This window comes from Corynebacterium rouxii (genome assembly GCF_902702935.1).
Taxonomy (GTDB): Bacteria; Actinomycetota; Actinomycetes; order Mycobacteriales; family Mycobacteriaceae; genus Corynebacterium; species Corynebacterium rouxii.
This window is the reverse complement of sequence record NZ_LR738855.1, coordinates 1,217,194-1,234,843: the sequence shown is the minus strand read 5'-3', so window position 1 is coordinate 1,234,843 and position 17,650 is coordinate 1,217,194. Positions and strand designations below refer to the sequence as shown.

Below are 17,650 nucleotides of genomic sequence, written 5' to 3'. Positions count from 1 at the left end.
GCAAAAAGCATACTAAGCTGTCTATTTGATGAACACTGCCACGCCCCAATTTAAAACTACATTTCTTGACGCCATGAAAGATCGCGTTCTGATCGGTGATGGAGCAATGGGTACCCAGCTCCAAGGATTCGATCTTGACGTCGAAGCCGATTTTCTAGGGTTCGAGGGCTGCAACGAAATTCTTAACCACACTCGGCCAGATGTTGTTTCCGCAATCCACCGTGCCTATTTTGAAGCGGGCGCCGACTTGGTTGAAACGAATACTTTTGGTTGCAACCTACCCAATTTGGCCGATTATGACATTGCCGATCGGTGTAGAGAACTCGCGTTTAAAGGTGTAAAAATTGCCCGAGAAGTTGCTGATGAAATGGGCCCCAGCGCTGATGGCACACCACGTTTCGTTTTAGGCTCGATGGGGCCTGGAACAAAGCTGCCTTCACTTGGTCACGCACCCTATGAAGCGTTGAAAAATCATTACACCGAGGCAGCACTTGGCATGATCGAAGGCGGCGCAGATGCTATTTTGGTTGAAACCGCCCAAGATTTGCTTCAGGTTAAGGCAGCTGTACATGGTTGCCAAAGTGCATTTGAGACTTCTGGTATTCAGATTCCCATAGTTTGTCACGTTACGGTTGAAACTACTGGCACTATGCTTTTAGGGTCCGAAATCGGTGCTGCACTTACGGCAATTGAGCCACTTAATGTGGACATGATTGGTCTTAACTGTGCGACTGGTCCAGACGAAATGAGTGAGCACCTTCGATACTTGTCTCGCAATGCTCACATTCCGGTTTCAGTCATGCCTAATGCCGGTTTGCCCGTCCTAGGTAAAAATGGTGCTGTATACCCGCTAACGGAAAAAGAACTCGCAAGTGCGCTGAGAGGATTCGTTGAAGAATACGGGCTCAGCATGGTGGGAGGCTGCTGTGGTACCACGCCTGACCATATTCGTGAAGTACGTAAGGCTGTACTTGGGGATAGTGAGTATCAACCGGCACTTCAGGCTGACAGAAATCCCGATGTGGGAGATGCAGTATCGAGTCTGTACACCAGTGTGAATCTCACACAAGATACTGGCATCACCATGATCGGTGAGCGAACTAACGCCAATGGTTCTAAAGCTTTCCGCGAAGCGATGCTTGCAGGTGATCTTGAAAAATGTGTCGATATTGCTAAGCAACAAACACGCGATGGCGCCCACATGCTTGATTTATGCGTTGATTATGTGGGTCGTGACGGCACAGCTGATATGGCTCAATTAGCTTCATTGTTAGCAACTAGCTCAACTCTTCCCATCATGATTGATTCTACTGAGCCGGATGTTATCCAAGTAGGACTCGAACACTTAGGCGGTCGATGTGCAGTAAATTCTGTGAACTTTGAAGATGGTGATGGCCCAGATTCTCGCTATCAACGCATTATGCGGTTGGTCAAACGCCATGGAGCTGCAGTAGTCGCGCTTACCATCGACGAAGAAGGGCAGGCGCGCACTGCCGAAAAGAAGATTGAAATTGCCGAGCGGCTTATAGCCGACATTACGTCGACATGGGGGTTAGACGAAAGCGACATTATCGTCGATACGCTTACTTTCCCTGTCTCAACCGGCCAAGAAGAAACGCGTCGAGACGGTATCGAGACTATCGAAGCAATTCGCGAGCTAAAAAAACGTCATCCTAAAATTCACACCACCTTGGGACTATCCAACATCTCTTTTGGACTGAACCCAGCAGCACGTCAAGTTCTCAATTCCGTATTTTTGAACGAGTGCATTGAAGCAGGACTCGATTCGGCTATTGCGCATTCGTCAAAGATTGTTCCCATGAATCGTATCGATGAGGAACAGCGACGGGTTGCTCTCGACATGGTGTACGACCGAAGGTCTGAAAGTTATGATCCTCTTCAAACTTTCATGCGCTTATTTGAAGGAGTATCTGCAGCTAGCGCAAGCGATGCGCGGGCAGAAGCACTAGCAGCTATGCCGTTATTCGAGCGGATCGCTCAACGTATCATTGATGGTGAAAAGGCTGGTTTCGAGGATGACCTCGATGCAGGTATGAAAGAAAAAGAACCGCTGCAAATTATCAACGAGGATCTCCTAGAAGGAATGAAAACCGTTGGTGATCTCTTTGGTTCAGGCCAAATGCAATTGCCATTCGTCCTGCAATCTGCTGAGACGATGAAGCATGCGGTCGCTTATCTCGAGCAGTTCATGGAAGCGGATAAAGATGCTGGCGAAGGTAATGGAACAATTGTCATTGCGACAGTAAAAGGTGACGTCCATGACATTGGAAAGAACCTTGTCGACATTATTCTTTCAAATAATGGTTTTAATGTTGTCAATATTGGCATCAAGCAACCTATAGCAAACATCCTAGAGGCCGCTGAGAAACACAAAGCGGATGCTATTGGTATGTCCGGGCTATTGGTTAAATCTACGGTGATCATGAAAGAAAATCTCCAAGAAATGAACCAAGCACAAAAATCTGACTATCCTGTCATTCTTGGTGGTGCAGCGCTTACGCGCGCATATGTAGAAGATGACCTCACCGAGGTCTACGACGGTAATGTTCACTATGCAAAAGATGCATTCGAATCTCTTCGCCTAATGCAAGAATTTATGGCTGAAGCTAGGGGAGAGCGCCTCGATCCCCAGTCGTCAGAAGCTCTTGCAGCCGCTAAGAAAAAAGCTGAGAGAAAAGCACGTCGAGAACGTTCAAAGCAAATTGTTGCGCAGCGTAAAGCAAAGGAAGTTCCTATCGCGGTCCCAGAACGATCCGAAGTTGCAACTGACACGCCAATCGCAACACCGCCTTTCTGGGGAACCCGAATTGTCAAAGGCATCAATTTATCTGAGTATCTACCGCTTCTCGACGAACGCGCGCTGTTCATGGGTCGTTGGGGCTTGAAAGCGACTCGTGGCACAGAGGGACCAAGTTATGAAGAACTTGTAGAAACTGAAGGCCGACCACGACTGCGTTACTGGATCGACAGACTCAAGGCTGAAAAAATACTTGATCACGCTGCCGTGGTCTACGGATATTTCCCAGCAGTTTCTGAAGGTGATACGGTGATTCTTCTTGAAACTCCAGATCCAACTTCTGCAGAGGTAGCACGTTTCGATTTTCCTCGACAACAACGCGGAAAGTTTCTTTGCGTCGCCGACTTCATTAGGTCCCGTGATCACGCAATCAAGACAAAAACGATAGACGTATTCCCGCTTCAATTGGTGACTATGGGACAACCGATTGCGGACTTTGCCAACGTCCTTTTTGCTGATAATAATTACCGTGACTATCTCGAAGTTCATGGTGTCGGTGTGCAACTTACGGAAGCACTTGCAGAGTATTGGCATGCCCGTATCCGCCACGAATTGTCGCTTTCCGATGGCTCTCATGCGGGTGACGAAGATTCCACTGATCTGCAGGAATTTTTTAATCTTAAATATCGAGGTGCTCGTTATTCCTTTGGTTATGGTTCCTGCCCAAATCTCGAAGATCGCGAAACCTTGGTAAATTTGCTTGGCTCGCGTCGGATCGGGGTAGATATTTCAGAAGAGTTTCAGCTGCATCCAGAGCAATCAACAGATGCATTCGTGTTGTATCACCCAGAAGCAAAATACTTCAATGTGTAACTAGTAGACCGCGTAGCATAGGTCGATTGCTAGCCTAAGACTTATGCTTCGCGGAATTTTATGGGATATGGACGGCACTCTTGTCGATTCTGAAGGAATTTGGGCTCAAGCCACTTTTGCAATGAGTGCGGCAATGGGTAAACGCCTAACAGCAGTGCAGCAGCAGGAAACTGTTGGCTCTAGCTTTGATTTCACTGTTAGTCTTTGTGCCAGTAACGCTGGAATCAAATTGGATTCTGAAGCCAAAAACTCCTGGCGATCGTTTATGTCAGATTACGTCACGGAAAAATTCGATAGTTCCCTTATGCCCAATCCTGGAATTAAAGAACTACTTGAGTCATGCCGAAATGCTGAGATTCCCATGGCGATTGCAACAAACACCATTCGGTCAATCGCAAATCACTCCATACGAGCAGTGGGGATCGAATACTTTAAGGCGACGGTGTGCGGCGATGAAGTCGCTAATCCAAAACCTGCTCCTGATATGTATCTTAAAGGGGCGCAAGCACTGGGAGTGCCTCCAGAAGGGTGCATTGTCTTTGAAGATTCAAAGAGTGGAATGCTCGGTGGATTAGCAGCCGGCTGCACCGTAGTCTCTATTGTTGATCACTTGAATGACCAGCCATTACCCGAAGGCGTTGTTCCGTTATCACAGCTACACGGAACTGCAGATTTTCGTGGTGTATCTGCCGAAGAAATTATGCAATGGTACGCAACTTTGTCACCGAATGCTCAATAGGTATGTCATACTGAAGGGGTGAAAAATTTCGATACCCTTTACCATGAACTTGCCGAACGAGCAGAAAAGCGACCTGAAGGCTCCGGCACGGTTGCTGCTTTAGACTCGGGCCTCCACTCTTTAGGTAAGAAAGTGATCGAAGAGGCCGGTGAAGTATGGCTTGCCGCCGAATATCAAAGCGATGCAGAACTCGCTGAAGAGATCTCACAACTTATGTACTGGGCACAAGTCATCATGATCAAACGTGGCCTGACTCCGGAAGATATTTATAAATATCTTTAATTACTGCAGGTAAACAGATTTTTTAGCTAGGTTTTGCCGTATGCTTACCCCTATTTATTTTGATAAGGCTACACAAATATATGCTGAAAATTGCTATCCCAAATAAAGGTTCTTTGTCTGAGGCTGCAGTAGAGATTCTCGCCGAGGCGGGTTATGCCGGCCGAGGCGAGTCTAAGACTCTCAATGTTTATGACAAAACGAATGACGTAGAATTCTTTTTTCTTCGTCCTAAAGACATCGCGATTTATGTTGCTGGGGGGCAACTTGACCTCGGCATCACTGGTCGCGATCTCGCTACCGATTCCCATGCAAACGTTGAAGAAGTGATGAGTCTCGGATTTGGCAATTCATCCTTTAGATATGCAGCTCCTGCAGGTCAAAAATGGACTGTTGAGATGCTCGAAGGCAAGCGCATCGCAACCTCATACCCCAATTTAGTTCGGGATGATTTGCAAGCACGTGGCATTAACGCAACTGTTATTCGACTTGATGGCGCTGTGGAAATCTCGATTAAACTTGGCGTAGCGGATGTCATCGCTGACGTAGTTTCAACAGGCCGTACACTGCGCAAACAAGGTCTCGCTGCTTTCGGCGACGTGATTTGCCAATCCGAAGCCGTTATTGTCGGTCAAAAAGAAAATACGGTTGACAATGAGCAAAAGGTTTTCCTTCGTCGCATCGAGGGCATCCTGCATGCTCAAAATTACCTCATGCTCGATTACAACATTGATCGGGTTAATCTTGCCGCTTCTGAAAAAATCACGCCAGGCATTTCAGGCCCCACCGTCTCACCACTGGCCCGTGAAAATTGGGTAGCGGTGCGGGCAATGGTGCCACGGAAAGAAGCCAACCACATCATGGACCAACTTTCTGAGTTAGGTGCTCAAGCGATTTTGGCTTCTGAAATTCGTATTGCACGCTTGTAGTCGGCCATATCATTTTTTAAAAATAAATTAACTGCACATTAATGGTGATATCACCTAATGTGCAGTTTTATTTCTATATCTTTATAGTGTGATCAATTTGTCAATTGGCTAACTATTGTGGCGGAAATGCACTATGACCTTACAAAATGATTTATCTTGTGATATTTACCTAATCCGACGCACGCTATCCGGCTTATTTCTATTAAAGACTAGGTTGCTATAACCAGTTTCATAAGTGCACGATAGGAGAGAAGCTGATTTCTGCATTAGCGGAAATTTGTAGTGTCCCTCCAGCGACATTTCGTCGCTATTCATACCTGCATAATGCAGACCTGAGATATGTAAAGGTCGGGTGTCACAGTGGTTTTCGTCCACATTCTCATCGTACTCGCCGCAATTGTCCTCGGTGCGCGACTCGGCTCAATTGCTATCGGTTTTGCCGGTGGCATCGGAGTCCTTCTTCTCGGCGCCACTGGGGTGCCGGTAACAAAGGAAGACATTCCCTTCGATGTTATTGGTATCATCATGGCGGTTATTGCAGCGATTTCTGCTATGCAGCGTGCCGGTGGCATGGATTACTTGGTGCATTTAGCTGAGCGTGCTTTGCGTAAGAATCCTAAGCACATTACCTATGTCGCGCCTGTGGTTACCTACCTAATGACCTTGTTTGCGGGAACAGGGCATACAGCGTTTTCAACGCTTCCGGTGATCGTGGAAGTTTCTAAAGAATCTGGAGTGCGTCCTTCGCGACCACTTTCAGTTGCCGTTCCAGCATCTCAAATGGCGATTACAGCATCTCCAATTTCTGCAGCAGTCGTCTTTTTGGCCTCCGCGCTGGAGCCTTTGGGGGTAGGGTACCTGTCCCTTTTAGCAATCGTTATCCCTGCAACTTTTCTTGCTATCTTCCCGACTGCTTGGCTATGCAATCGTCTTGGAAAAGACCTATATGATGATCCGGTTTATCAACAGCGCCTTGCTGATGGCCTCGTTGCCGCCCCTGGCAAGAAACAGTCATATGTTCCAACAAGTGCAGCCAAGCTTTCGGTGGGAATTTTCCTCGTAGCCATTATTGCCGTTATGGTGTACGCCACATTGATTTCCGATCAAGTAGGACTAATTACGGATCCTGCGTTGCCTCGTAACGAAGCGATTATGTCTATGATGCTCACCGCAGCGACAATCACCGTTATGGCTTGCAAGATCCCAGCCGGCGATATTTTGAATACTCAGGTATTCCGCTCCGGAATGTCCGCGTGTGTCTGTGTTCTTGGCGTCGCATGGTTGGGAACAACCTTGATCAACCACTATATCGAAGGAATTAAGGGGTTCTCGGGTGACATTCTCGAACGCTCACCTTGGATGCTTGCGGTTGTTCTCTTCGTTGCTGCTGCACTGCTCTATTCGCAGGCTGCAACCGCTAAGGCGTTAATACCCGCTGCACTGGCTATCGGCGTCTCCCCATTGACTGTCATTGCCTCGTTTGCCGCTGTATCAGCTCTATTCGTCCTACCAACGTACCCAACCCTATTGGCTGCGGTTGAGATGGACGATACAGGTTCGACAAGAATCGGTAAAGCAGTGTTTAACCACCCATTCCTCATTCCTGGAACTGTTGGTATCGCGATATCCGTGGCATTGGGATTCCTATTTGGCGGGCTTATTCTCTAATTCACACTTCATTGCAATCCATCATCTAGTCAAAGATTGATTTCTAATCATCAAATATCGAAATATCACCTCAATCTAGGGTGACAAAAACCACCATTTTAAAAATGGTGGTTTTTGTTTTTCTCAAATGCGCTTTGACGTGGAAAAGGTTGAAATATCTAACTAACAGCAGGTAGAGCTATCAATTTCTAATTAATTATCGGGTGCATAATTCCTTATTTTGACGTACCCTTTAAATGTAAGAAATCGCCCACCCACTACAACAGGAGAGTTTGAATGGCTTCCCAAGCTAAAAACACAAAGGGCTCGAAAAACGTCGAGGTAACCAATGATGTTCTCGACGGAAAAACCGAAGGCACCGCAGAGAAAGTAAACGATGCTCCCATTGCGGCAGACGTAACGACAAAACACGCCACTAAGAAAGCTGCACCAGGCTTCCGTATCGAAGAAGATCTCTTGGGGGAGATGGAAGTTCCAGACGACGTTTATTATGGCGTCCATACTCTTCGTGCCATCGACAATTACAAGATTTCTAGCACCACAATTAATGATGTGCCAGAGTTCATTCGTGGCATGGTTCAGGTTAAGAAGGCTACCGCGCTTGCCAACCGCCGTCTCCACACGCTGCCGAAAGACAAGTGCGATGCCATTGTATGGGCTTGCGATCAAATCTTGGATCACGGTCGTTGCATGGATCAGTTCCCAATCGATGTGTTCCAAGGAGGCGCTGGCACAAGCGTCAACATGAACACTAATGAGGTTATTGCCAACCTAGCACTGGAGCATCTGGGCAAGCCCAAGGGATCCTACGACATCATTAACCCCAATGATGACGTCAACATGAGCCAATCAACTAATGATGCCTACCCAACAGGATTCCGTTTGGGCGTCTATGAAGCTATGCAGGAACTGATCACTCGTATTGACGATCTACAGTTTGCATTCCATGCCAAAGGCGATGAGTTCACCGATATTCTGAAGATGGGTCGCACACAGCTCCAAGATGCTGTGCCTATGACTTTAGGTGAGGAATTCCAAGCATTTGCTCACAACTTGGCTGAGGAGCAAGGCGTTCTGCGTATGGCCTCCGACCGGCTCAAGGAAGTTAACTTGGGCGCAACTGCCATCGGCACCGGCTTGAACACTCCAGCGGGTTACCGTTATCAGGTTGTAGCCGCATTGTCTGAGTGCACCGGCTTGGAAATTAAGTCTGCACGCGATCTTATTGAAGCTACTTCAGACACCGGTGCGTATGTCCTCGCTCATGCAGCTGTTAAGCGTACCGCAATGAAGCTCTCTAAGATCTGCAATGACCTACGACTGCTAAGCTCCGGACCACGCGCAGGTCTCAACGAGATTAATCTTCCCGCCCGAGCTGCAGGTTCATCAATCATGCCTGCAAAGGTCAACCCTGTTATCCCTGAGGTTGTTAATCAAGTTTGCTTCAAGGTTTTTGGTAACGATCTTACCGTTACCATGGCAGCAGAAGCTGGCCAGCTCCAGCTCAATGTGATGGAACCTGTTATCGGCCAAGCCCTGTTTGAGTCGATTCGAATTCTTGGTAATGCCGCAGTTACCCTTCAGCACAAGTGCGTTGAAGGCATCACTGCAAATGCTGACGTATGCCGCGCCTACGTAGATAATTCCATTGGTATCGTCACCTATCTCAACCCTTTCATCGGTCACCATATGGGTGACGTGATTGGTAAGGAAGCTGCTGAGACCGGCAAGTCCGTACGTGAGCTTGTGTTAGAAAAGGGACTCATGGATGAAGAGACGTTGAACCAAATCCTGTCCAAGGAAAATCTAATGCATCCTTCCTTTCGTGGAACCCTCTACCTAGATAACTAGTTTTTTCAGTCGAATAAGCCTCGATGCCCTAAACTGATAGTTCAAGGGTGTCGAGGCTTATTAATTTGCTCAGCCATCGATACTCCTTTGTTAGTGCTTGTCCACCAGTACCTCAACTAGAAAGCATCGAATCGCCAATGCCGACGGACGTTGAAATTGCCCAAGCTCACACCCTCGAGCCCATCACTGACATTGCCAATCGAGCTGGAGTACCTTCCGATGCTCTGATTCCTTATGGCTTTACAAAAGCGAAAATAGATATCAATCGGATTCCCCGCGAGAGCACTGGAAAACTCGTGCTCGTGACAGGAATTTCTCCGACCCCAGCCGGCGAGGGCAAATCGACTGTCCTCATTGGCCTTTCGGACGCAATGCGATTACGCGGCCATAATTCTATTGTTGCCATTCGGGAACCTTCTCTAGGCCCTGTAATGGGAATTAAGGGCGGAGCCGCAGGTGGTGGATATTCGCAGATCGTTCCTATGGAAGATATCAATCTGCATTTCACCGGAGACTTTCACGCAATCACAGCAGCCAACAACACACTGGCAGCCATGATTGATAATCATATTCACCAAGGAAATGCTCTTGGAATTGATGTCCGCAGGATTACTTGGCAACGGTGCCTTGATGTAAATGACCGCTCTTTACGCAAAGTCGTCACTGGCTTAGGCGGCAAAGCACATGGAGTACCAACTGAAACAGGATTCACGATTACAGCCGCGAGCGAAATCATGGCAATCCTATGTCTGGCAGCAGATCTCACAGATTTGGAAGCACGCTTGGCACGCATTGTCGTCGGCCAGACATTCAGCGGTGAACCTGTTACCGTTGGTCAACTTAATGCGCAAGGAGCACTTGCAGCATTGCTCCGTGATGCAATCAATCCGAATTTAGTGCAAACATTGGGTGGAACCCCAGCGTTGTGCCACGGTGGACCATTCGCAAATATTGCCCATGGTTGTAACTCTCTTATCGCTACAAAAATAGCGCTGTCGCTCGGTGATGTTGTACTGACGGAAGCTGGATTTGGGTCCGATCTTGGTGCTGAAAAGTTCTTTGATATCAAGTCGCGTGTGGGCAACCTCAATGTAGCTGCAACCGTAGTTGTCGCCACGGTAAGGTCCCTCAAATACAACGCCGGCGTTCCTAAAGATGAGCTCACAACCGAAAACCTTGGCGCTCTTGCATCTGGAGTCGTCAATCTCGAACGGCACGTTGAAAATATTCGCGCGTTTGGTATCGAACCAATTGTTGCGCTGAATAAATTTGCCTCGGACACTGATGCAGAAATCAATCAGCTCAAAGCTTGGGCTGAAACCATGTCGGTTCAATTGATTCCGGTCGAAGTTTGGGCTCATGGTGGGCGAGGGGCGTTGGAACTTGCCGACGCAGTCGCAGTCTCGATGCAAAATCAAACTTCGCATCACCTTTATGACCCCGAACAGGGAATTGAAGCATCACTTCTCACAATTGCGCAAAAAATCTACGGCGCGGCAGATGTTGAGTTGTCTAAGCAAGCGCGTCAAGATCTGGCTTATTTGCAAGAAAATGGATGGGATCGCTTGCCGGTATGTATTTCCAAGACGCAATATTCGTTTAGTGATGATCCATCTCAGCTAGGGCGCCCGGAAGGACATACTCTTCACGTTCGCAATTTATTGCCACGAATCGGTGCAGGATTTATCGTTGCCCTTACCGGCGATGTTATGACCATGCCTGGGCTTCCGAAAAAACCAGCCGCCGAAAATATCGGAGTTGAAAACGGTGAAATTAAAGGCCTTTTCTAAAAGGTAATTAAGCGGGAAGCAGTCACCATACAATGGATGCTTCCCGCTTTGATCTTTCATCTAGCGCTCTTGCTCTAAAAAAGTATCCCAATCTTGTTGTCTGCGAATCCATAATTCTGGTGACTCTCTAAAAACATGAGCAAGACCGAAAGCCAAAACATCATCTATGTCGGTTTCTCCCGCAATGAAGTGATCGAGAGAGGTTTCTGTAACATGTAGTTGTTTGGCAAGATCATAATGTGAGATCTTTTGTGGCACAAGGTACTCGTTCTCCAGCACCTTGCCAGGATGGCGGGGCACTGGATTGAACGGAGCGTGTGCACTCGACATTCTGGAATTCAGCACAATACTTTCCACCCTTTCCTGCAATAGCTGTAGTCTTATTCCATGCTATGCGTGACTAGGCTTCTAGCTCTACCTTGGTTAGCCTGTCAAACCCTTTGAGGTATTGACAGTGGAACACTGAGGAGCATCAGCTATGCCTGGCCAACCTGGATAGGCTGGCGGTGTTCCGTCAAAAGCTGGGCAAAGGTTCTGAAATGAACACCAGCCACAGAGTTTCGAAGTTTTGGGGCGAAACTGACCGGTTTGTCCGTCAGTGACAATTTTCTCCCATAGTTCTTGGATATCACGTTCGAAATATTCGAGTTCTTCGCGTGATGGAGTAAGAAACATCGAGTCGGCGACTTTGAGATACATCAACCGCAACTGATCTGGGATACGTCCGTAGATTCGCCAATACACCAGAGCATAAAAGCGCATTTGGAATTGAGCTTGCTGGCTAAAACGAGGAATTGGCTTTTTACCCGTTTTATAGTCCACGACGCGAATTTCACCCGTCGGAGCTTTATCAACTCGGTCGATGAATCCTCTGACAGGTACTCCGTTAGGCAATGTCGCATTGACGTACATTTCACATGCCAGTGCATCGAATCCTTGAGGGTTTTCCATCTCAAAGTATCCTCGAAGAAGGGAGCGGCATTCTACGAGAAAATCATAAGTATCTTCTTCTGGCACCAGCGAAACTAATTCAGAATCTTTGCTGCACATTAATGCCCAATGGGGTTTCAATCGTTTGACTGCAGCTGGGAAAAGTCGCTCATTTCGAGACCAACCATGCATTTCTTCAAGCACGGCATGTACGAGGGTGCCTTTGACTTGGGCTATGGTTTTGGGCTCTGGAAGTCTGTCAATGGCACGAAAGCGGTACAGCAATGGGCATTGCTGATAATCATTAGCACGAGAAGGCGATAATGCGAGGGGAGAAGCGGAAGAAGTTGAGGTTGTCATCAAGTCCAATATTGTATGAGGCTAGTCAGAGATTTGCATGTTGCTAGTCCCACGCTAGAAAAAGAAACACGCGTTGTTTAGGCTATGGGAAGGTTAGACTAGTTGATTATGGGTTCATCATTATCTGATCGTTGCGGTATTCCTAAAGCTGATCTGGAACACAGCGAACACGTTCGTTCACAAATCGAAGCTATGGCTTGGGAACTAGTTAGTTTCATCGCTAATTCCCCTAGTTCTTTTCATGCTGCTCAACAAGGCGCACAGTTGCTACAAGAAGCAGAATTTCATGAGGTAGATGAATCAGGCGATTGGGACAGCACCCCAGGCGGTCATTTTATGATTCGCGGTGCGGCACTGATGGCATGGTATATCCCGGCATCAGCTGATACTTCGTCGGGCTTTAGGATCATCGGTGCACATAACGATTCACCTGGTTTTAAGCTGAAATATCACCCTAATCTTGTGTCTGCGGGATGGCAACAAGCATCAGTAGAGGTCTATGGTAGCCCTATTTTAGCTTCATGGTTCGATCGTGAACTAGTTTTAGCCGGTCGAATCGGGCTTATCGACGGCTCCTCACGCACTGTCGCTACTGCTCCTGTACTAAGAATTCCGCACCTTGCTATTCATTTAGACCGAGACGCAAACACGTCGTTATCCATTGATCGTCAGCGTCATACCCAACCGATATTTGCCGTTGGCGAACCAGATTTGTCCATTATGGATGTAATCGCAACGGCAGCAGGCGTTAACAAAGAAGAGATTATTTCGCATGATTTGATTACGGCAGATGCCCAACCTGGTGAAATTTTTGGAGCAACCTCGGATTTTCTTGCTGCAGGACGATTGGATAATCTTTCCAGCGTATTTCCTGGACTTAAAGCATTTGTGGAGGCAGCTGAAGATAATGTACTCGGCCGTGCACCGATGAAGGACATTCTTGTTTTCGCCGCTTTTGACCATGAGGAAGTTGGGAGTGCCACAACAACTGGGGCTGCCGGACCTATTTTAGAAGACGTCCTAACCAGAACAGCTGCTGGATTAGGTGCAGACGCTGAAAAAACCAAGCAAATGATCACACGCTCCACATGTATTTCGGCAGATGCAGCTCACTCAATTCACCCAAATTATGCGCATCAACACGATCCATTAAATCATCCTGTTATGGGTGGTGGTCCTGCATTGAAAATCAATGCGAACCAACGATATGCATCCAATACTGAAACAGAAGCTATGTGGATGCGCGCTAGCATGAAAGCTGGGAGTAATCATCAAGTCTTCGTGGGAAATAACAGCGTCCCATGCGGTTCGACTATTGGCCCTATAACGGCAACTCGGCTGGGTATTCCTACTGTAGACGTCGGTGTTCCGTTGCTCTCCATGCACTCTGCTCGAGAATTAGCCAGCATTACAGACATCTATTGGCTATCACGGTGTCTGCATGCGTATCTGGTAGGTTAAATTCTCATGGCAAACTCTGGACCATTTCAGCCTGGTGACCGCGTACAACTCACAGATCCTAAGCGCCGGCATGCAACGATTGTTCTTGAATCAGGCGGTGCGCATCACACACATAAAGGCATGATTCATCATGACGATATCATTGGAAACGATGAGGGTACTGTCGTTAAATCTCAGCAAGGATACGAATATCTGTGTTTCAGACACTTGATGGTCGATCACGTGCTTTCTATGCCTCGCGGCGCTGCAGTGATTTATCCCAAAGATTCTGCCCAAATTTTGGTCGAAGGAGATATTTTTCCCGGCGCGCAGGTGTTAGAAGCCGGCGCAGGCTCAGGTGCTCTCTCGATGGCGCTATTGCGGGCTGTTGGCAACGAGGGACATGTCTTTTCTTATGAAATCAGAGAAGACCACCTTGAATACGCCAAAAATAACGTTGATGAGTTTTTCGGTTACCGTCCTGAAACTTGGTCCCCTCGCTTAGGCGATTTGCAGGAAGTATCGGTTGAAGATCTGGGCGGTCCAGTGGACCGCATCATCTTGGATATGCTCGCCCCTTGGGAGTGTTTGGAGACAGCGTCTCGATTGCTCATCCCCGGCGGAGTTCTCATGACGTATGTAGCGACTGTCCCTCAGCTAATGAAGGTCATGGAGGGAATTCGCGAACTTAAATGTTTTACCGAGCCTCGCGCTTGGGAATCTCTCGTCCGTGAATGGCGCGTAGAAGGGTTGGCTACGCGCCCTGAACACCGTATGAATGCTCACACTGCATTCTTGATTTGGACACGTCGACTTGCCGACGGCACCGTCCCGCCACGTCCGCAGCGACGTGCACGTAAGTAGGCTCCCAGCAGGCTTTTAAGCGGCACCTTTAAAAAAGGTGCCGCTTATTGCCGTCTAATGACAACACCAGTGTTGGGAAATTAGTAAGGTAAGGGTCATGCTTACATCTGATCCATCCGAGTCGACGGCGCATCTGCAACGAACCATTTCGGACCTGAGCGCACGTAATGCGAAATTAGCTGAATTGCTCAAGGCTTCTCGGGACAAGCTGTCTATTTTGCAGGATCAGCTGGAGGATTTAGCAGCTCCTCCGTCCACGTATGGCACGTTTCTTGAATTTTCTGGGGGTCGAGAAACTGCAGAGGTTTTTACCGCCGGTCGACACATGCGTTTACGAATATCACCTGATGTAGAAAAAGCCGAACTGGTTCCTGGTGTGCAGGTTCGCTTGGGCGAGGCAAGTCAAGTAGTAGAAGTATGCGACATAAGTACTACTGGACAACTGGCTACACTAGTAGAACTTCTCGCTGATAATCGTGGTTTAATCTGCGATCATACCGGCGAAGAGCGCGTTGTTAACCTTGCCGCAGCACTGACAGAAGGCGTCGATAAGCTGCCTAAAGCAGGTGATACGCTCCTCGTCGATCCACGCGCCGGCTATGCCTTCGAAGTAATACCCAAAACGGAAGTGTCCACATTGGCGCTGGAAGAAGTTCCTGATGTGACATATGCAGATATCGGCGGTCTAGATAGCCAGATTGAGCTTATTCATGATGCTGTAGAACTTCCGTTTACTCAGCCTGATCTTTATCGTGCTTATGATCTCAAGCCTCCCAAGGGAGTTTTGCTCTATGGTCCACCTGGTTGTGGTAAAACTTTGATCGCTAAAGCCGTGGCCAATTCTTTGGCGCAAAGAATTGGAGCGGGTAACCGTAGTTATTTCATTAATGTCAAAGGTCCCGAACTGCTGAACAAGTATGTCGGTGAAACTGAACGTCGAATTCGACTGATTTTCGAGCGAGCCCGCGAACTCGCTGAAGAGGGACGTCCTGTCATCGTATTTTTTGATGAAATGGAGTCGATTTTCCGTACCAGAGGATCTGGAGTTAGCTCTGATATGGAAACCACCGTGGTTCCGCAACTTTTAACTGAACTTGATGGCGTAGAATCCTTAAGCAATGTCATCATCATCGGTGCTACAAATCGTGAAGAATTAATTGATCCAGCTATTTTGCGTCCAGGCCGTTTAGACGTGAAGATTCGTGTAGAACGTCCTGATAAACAAGCAGCCCGTGACGTTTTCGCACGCCATTTGAAACAGAACATTCCGACTGCTGAGCCTATTGATTCACTGATAAATAATGCTGTCGATCATCTTTATGCTGATAATCCCTATGTGGAATTGTCGTTAATCGATGGCAGCACTGAAATCCTGCACTATCGGGATTTTGTTTCAGGGGCGATGATCGCCAACATTGTCGATCGTGCAAAAAAATGTGCGATCAAAGACCATATCGCAGGCCGACACTCAGGAGTTGCCTCAGAACACCTGATTGCAGCGATTGACGCTGAAAATCATGAGAGTGAAGACTTGCCGAATACATCTAATCCTGATGATTGGAGTCGTATCATCGGCCGCCATGGACTTCGAGTAGCACACGCCCGAGTACTGGGAGGACAACGATGAGCAGATTTGTTGGTACAGAGACAGAATACGGAATAGCGACCCCGTCAAACACCATACTGAGCCCTATCGTCACGTCGACTCATGCAGTGGTGGCGTTTTCGTTGGGGGAGCGGTGCGCGTCTCAAGCTCGTTGGGACTTTTCAGAAGAATCACCACTAAGAGATCTTCGTGGCTTCGATTTACGTCGTTACCGCACAGTTCCGGTCGTGGATCCTCATGCTTTGGGCGTAGCTAATTCAGTTCTCATTAACGGAGGACGGTTTTATGTTGACCACGCGCACCCAGAGTATTCATCGCCTGAAACAAGTTCTGCTTTCGAGGCGATGCTCTACGACGCCGCAGGTGACGTAATAATGAATCGTGCAGTGGAACTTGTTGCTGAAAATTCCCAGCGTAAGCATTCGGTGTTAGAACATCATGATCCATGTCCACCACTAAAAATTTATAAAAACAATGTGGACGGTAAAGGCGCCAGCTATGGTAGCCACGAAAATTACCTCTATGATCGCGCAACTCCTTTTGAAGAGATTGCTTCAGGTTTAATTCCCTTTTTCATTACTCGGCAAGTAATCATTGGAGCGGGTCGAGTCGGATTAGGGCAACATGGCGAAAAATCTGGTTTCCAGATTAGCCAACGTGCCGATTATATTGAGCAAGAAATTTCACTGGAAACAACGCTTAATCGTGGCATTATCAATACCCGCGATGAACCGCATGCAGATAGTGAGCATTTTGGTCGCCTGCATGTCATCATCGGCGATGCCAATATGTCGCAAACTTCTACCTTTTTGAAAATTGGCATGACTTCGTTAGTGCTCGGCGCGATTGAATCTGGAATTGATTTTTCCGACCTTGCGGTTGCCAATCCGGTCGCAGAGGTAAGTGCGATTTCACATGATCTCACGCTTACGCACAAAATTGTCCTTCGCGATGGAAGAACTTTGACGGCACTCGAGCTCCTCGACGAGTACCGCAAACGCGTATCTCCACAGTCAGATGACGATCTTGACGTTTTGAAGGAATGGTCTGAGATACTGGATTTGCTGCATAAGGGACCTTTCTATGCTGCCGACCGACTTGACTGGTGTGCCAAGTGGCAGCTTATTTCTTCATTCATTAAGCGTGGAGTATCGATTGATGATCCTAAGATTCAGCTCATCGATCTGCAGTACGCTGATATTGATCCGGCTAAAAGCCTTTATCATGCGCTCGTCCGCAAAGGTCGCATGAGAACTCTAGTGTCTACCGAGCAGATTAATAATGCTGCTTGGTCACCGCCAAAAGGTAGCCGTGCTTATTTACGGGGCAGCTTAATCTCACGTTTTCCTGACAGCGTTGTCCAAGCAAGTTGGGATTCCATCACACTTCAAACGTCTAGTGATCAAGCTACAAAGATCAAAATGCCAGTGGTTCAATCACTATCGACGGAAGCAATCACCACTGTCGACACTGCCTCTTCAGCCAAAGAGGCTGCCACTATTTTGTCTCAGTGGTTACCGGTCACAACTATTTCCTTGACATAAAACTTTGTTCTCATGCAAG

Annotated in this window: 13 protein-coding genes; 11 read left to right on the top strand and 2 right to left on the bottom strand. The window is 47.7% G+C overall.

The genetic code is table 11. From position 1 onward, the window contains the following. Positions 1–28: 28 nt before the first annotated feature. The 7 genes from metH to CIP100161_RS06100 all read left to right on the top strand — a co-directional run bounded on the left by metH (position 29) and on the right by CIP100161_RS06100 (position 10,887). Positions 29–3,631 (top strand): methionine synthase, encoded by a 3,603-nt coding sequence (gene metH / locus CIP100161_RS06130; protein WP_155872810.1) that lies wholly within the window; start codon positions 29–31, stop codon positions 3,629–3,631. Positions 3,632–3,674: 43 nt separating this feature from the next. Then, on the top strand, positions 3,675–4,370 hold the full coding sequence (locus CIP100161_RS06125) for an HAD family hydrolase (RefSeq protein ID WP_155872807.1): 696 nt from the start codon (positions 3,675–3,677) through the stop codon (positions 4,368–4,370). 18 nt (positions 4,371–4,388) lie between these two features. Then, positions 4,389–4,652, top strand: coding sequence for a phosphoribosyl-ATP diphosphatase (locus CIP100161_RS06120; RefSeq protein ID WP_155872805.1), 264 nt, complete (start codon positions 4,389–4,391; stop codon positions 4,650–4,652). Positions 4,653–4,732: 80 nt separating this feature from the next. Continuing rightward, entirely contained in the window at positions 4,733–5,578 is an 846-nt protein-coding gene (gene hisG / locus CIP100161_RS06115; RefSeq protein ID WP_155872803.1) for an ATP phosphoribosyltransferase, read from the top strand. A 360-nt stretch (positions 5,579–5,938) separates the two neighbouring features. Beyond that, positions 5,939–7,246 (top strand): anaerobic C4-dicarboxylate transporter, encoded by a 1,308-nt coding sequence (locus CIP100161_RS06110; RefSeq protein WP_155872801.1) that lies wholly within the window; start codon positions 5,939–5,941, stop codon positions 7,244–7,246. Positions 7,247–7,522: 276 nt separating this feature from the next. Then, positions 7,523–9,097, top strand: a complete 1,575-nt coding sequence (gene aspA / locus CIP100161_RS06105) for an aspartate ammonia-lyase (protein ID WP_155872799.1) — start codon at positions 7,523–7,525, stop codon at positions 9,095–9,097. 137 nt (positions 9,098–9,234) lie between these two features. After that, complete coding sequence (locus CIP100161_RS06100; protein ID WP_155872797.1) at positions 9,235–10,887, top strand: formate--tetrahydrofolate ligase; 1,653 nt, start codon at positions 9,235–9,237, stop codon at positions 10,885–10,887. A 60-nt stretch (positions 10,888–10,947) separates the two neighbouring features. On the opposite strand, the gene CIP100161_RS06095 is transcribed toward CIP100161_RS06100, so the two are convergent. Both CIP100161_RS06095 and CIP100161_RS06090 read right to left on the bottom strand, forming a co-directional pair. Continuing rightward, positions 10,948–11,217: a HigA family addiction module antitoxin gene (locus tag CIP100161_RS06095; protein WP_155874545.1), complete on the bottom strand. Its 270-nt coding sequence runs from the start codon at positions 11,215–11,217 to the stop codon at positions 10,948–10,950. 93 nt (positions 11,218–11,310) lie between these two features. Then, a complete protein-coding gene (locus tag CIP100161_RS06090) occupies positions 11,311–12,177 on the bottom strand; it encodes a RecB family exonuclease (RefSeq protein WP_155874544.1) in 867 nt (288 codons plus the stop codon). Positions 12,178–12,369: 192 nt separating this feature from the next. Between CIP100161_RS06090 and CIP100161_RS06085 the strand changes: the two genes are divergently transcribed. The 4 genes from CIP100161_RS06085 (at position 12,370) to dop (ending at position 17,631) form a co-directional block, all read left to right on the top strand. Further along, the gene (locus CIP100161_RS06085; protein WP_332068168.1) at positions 12,370–13,638 is read left to right on the top strand and encodes a M18 family aminopeptidase; all 1,269 of its coding nucleotides are present in this window, start codon (positions 12,370–12,372) and stop codon (positions 13,636–13,638) included. 6 nt (positions 13,639–13,644) lie between these two features. After that, the gene (locus CIP100161_RS06080; RefSeq protein WP_155872793.1) at positions 13,645–14,481 is read left to right on the top strand and encodes a tRNA (adenine-N1)-methyltransferase; all 837 of its coding nucleotides are present in this window, start codon (positions 13,645–13,647) and stop codon (positions 14,479–14,481) included. Between the two features lie 97 nt (positions 14,482–14,578). Next, positions 14,579–16,108, top strand: a complete 1,530-nt coding sequence (gene arc, locus CIP100161_RS06075; RefSeq protein ID WP_155872791.1) for a proteasome ATPase — start codon at positions 14,579–14,581, stop codon at positions 16,106–16,108. After that, on the top strand, positions 16,105–17,631 hold the full coding sequence (gene dop / locus CIP100161_RS06070) for a depupylase/deamidase Dop (protein ID WP_155872789.1): 1,527 nt from the start codon (positions 16,105–16,107) through the stop codon (positions 17,629–17,631). The genes arc and dop overlap by 4 nt, the downstream gene beginning before the upstream one ends. The last annotated feature ends 19 nt before the right edge of the window (positions 17,632–17,650 follow it).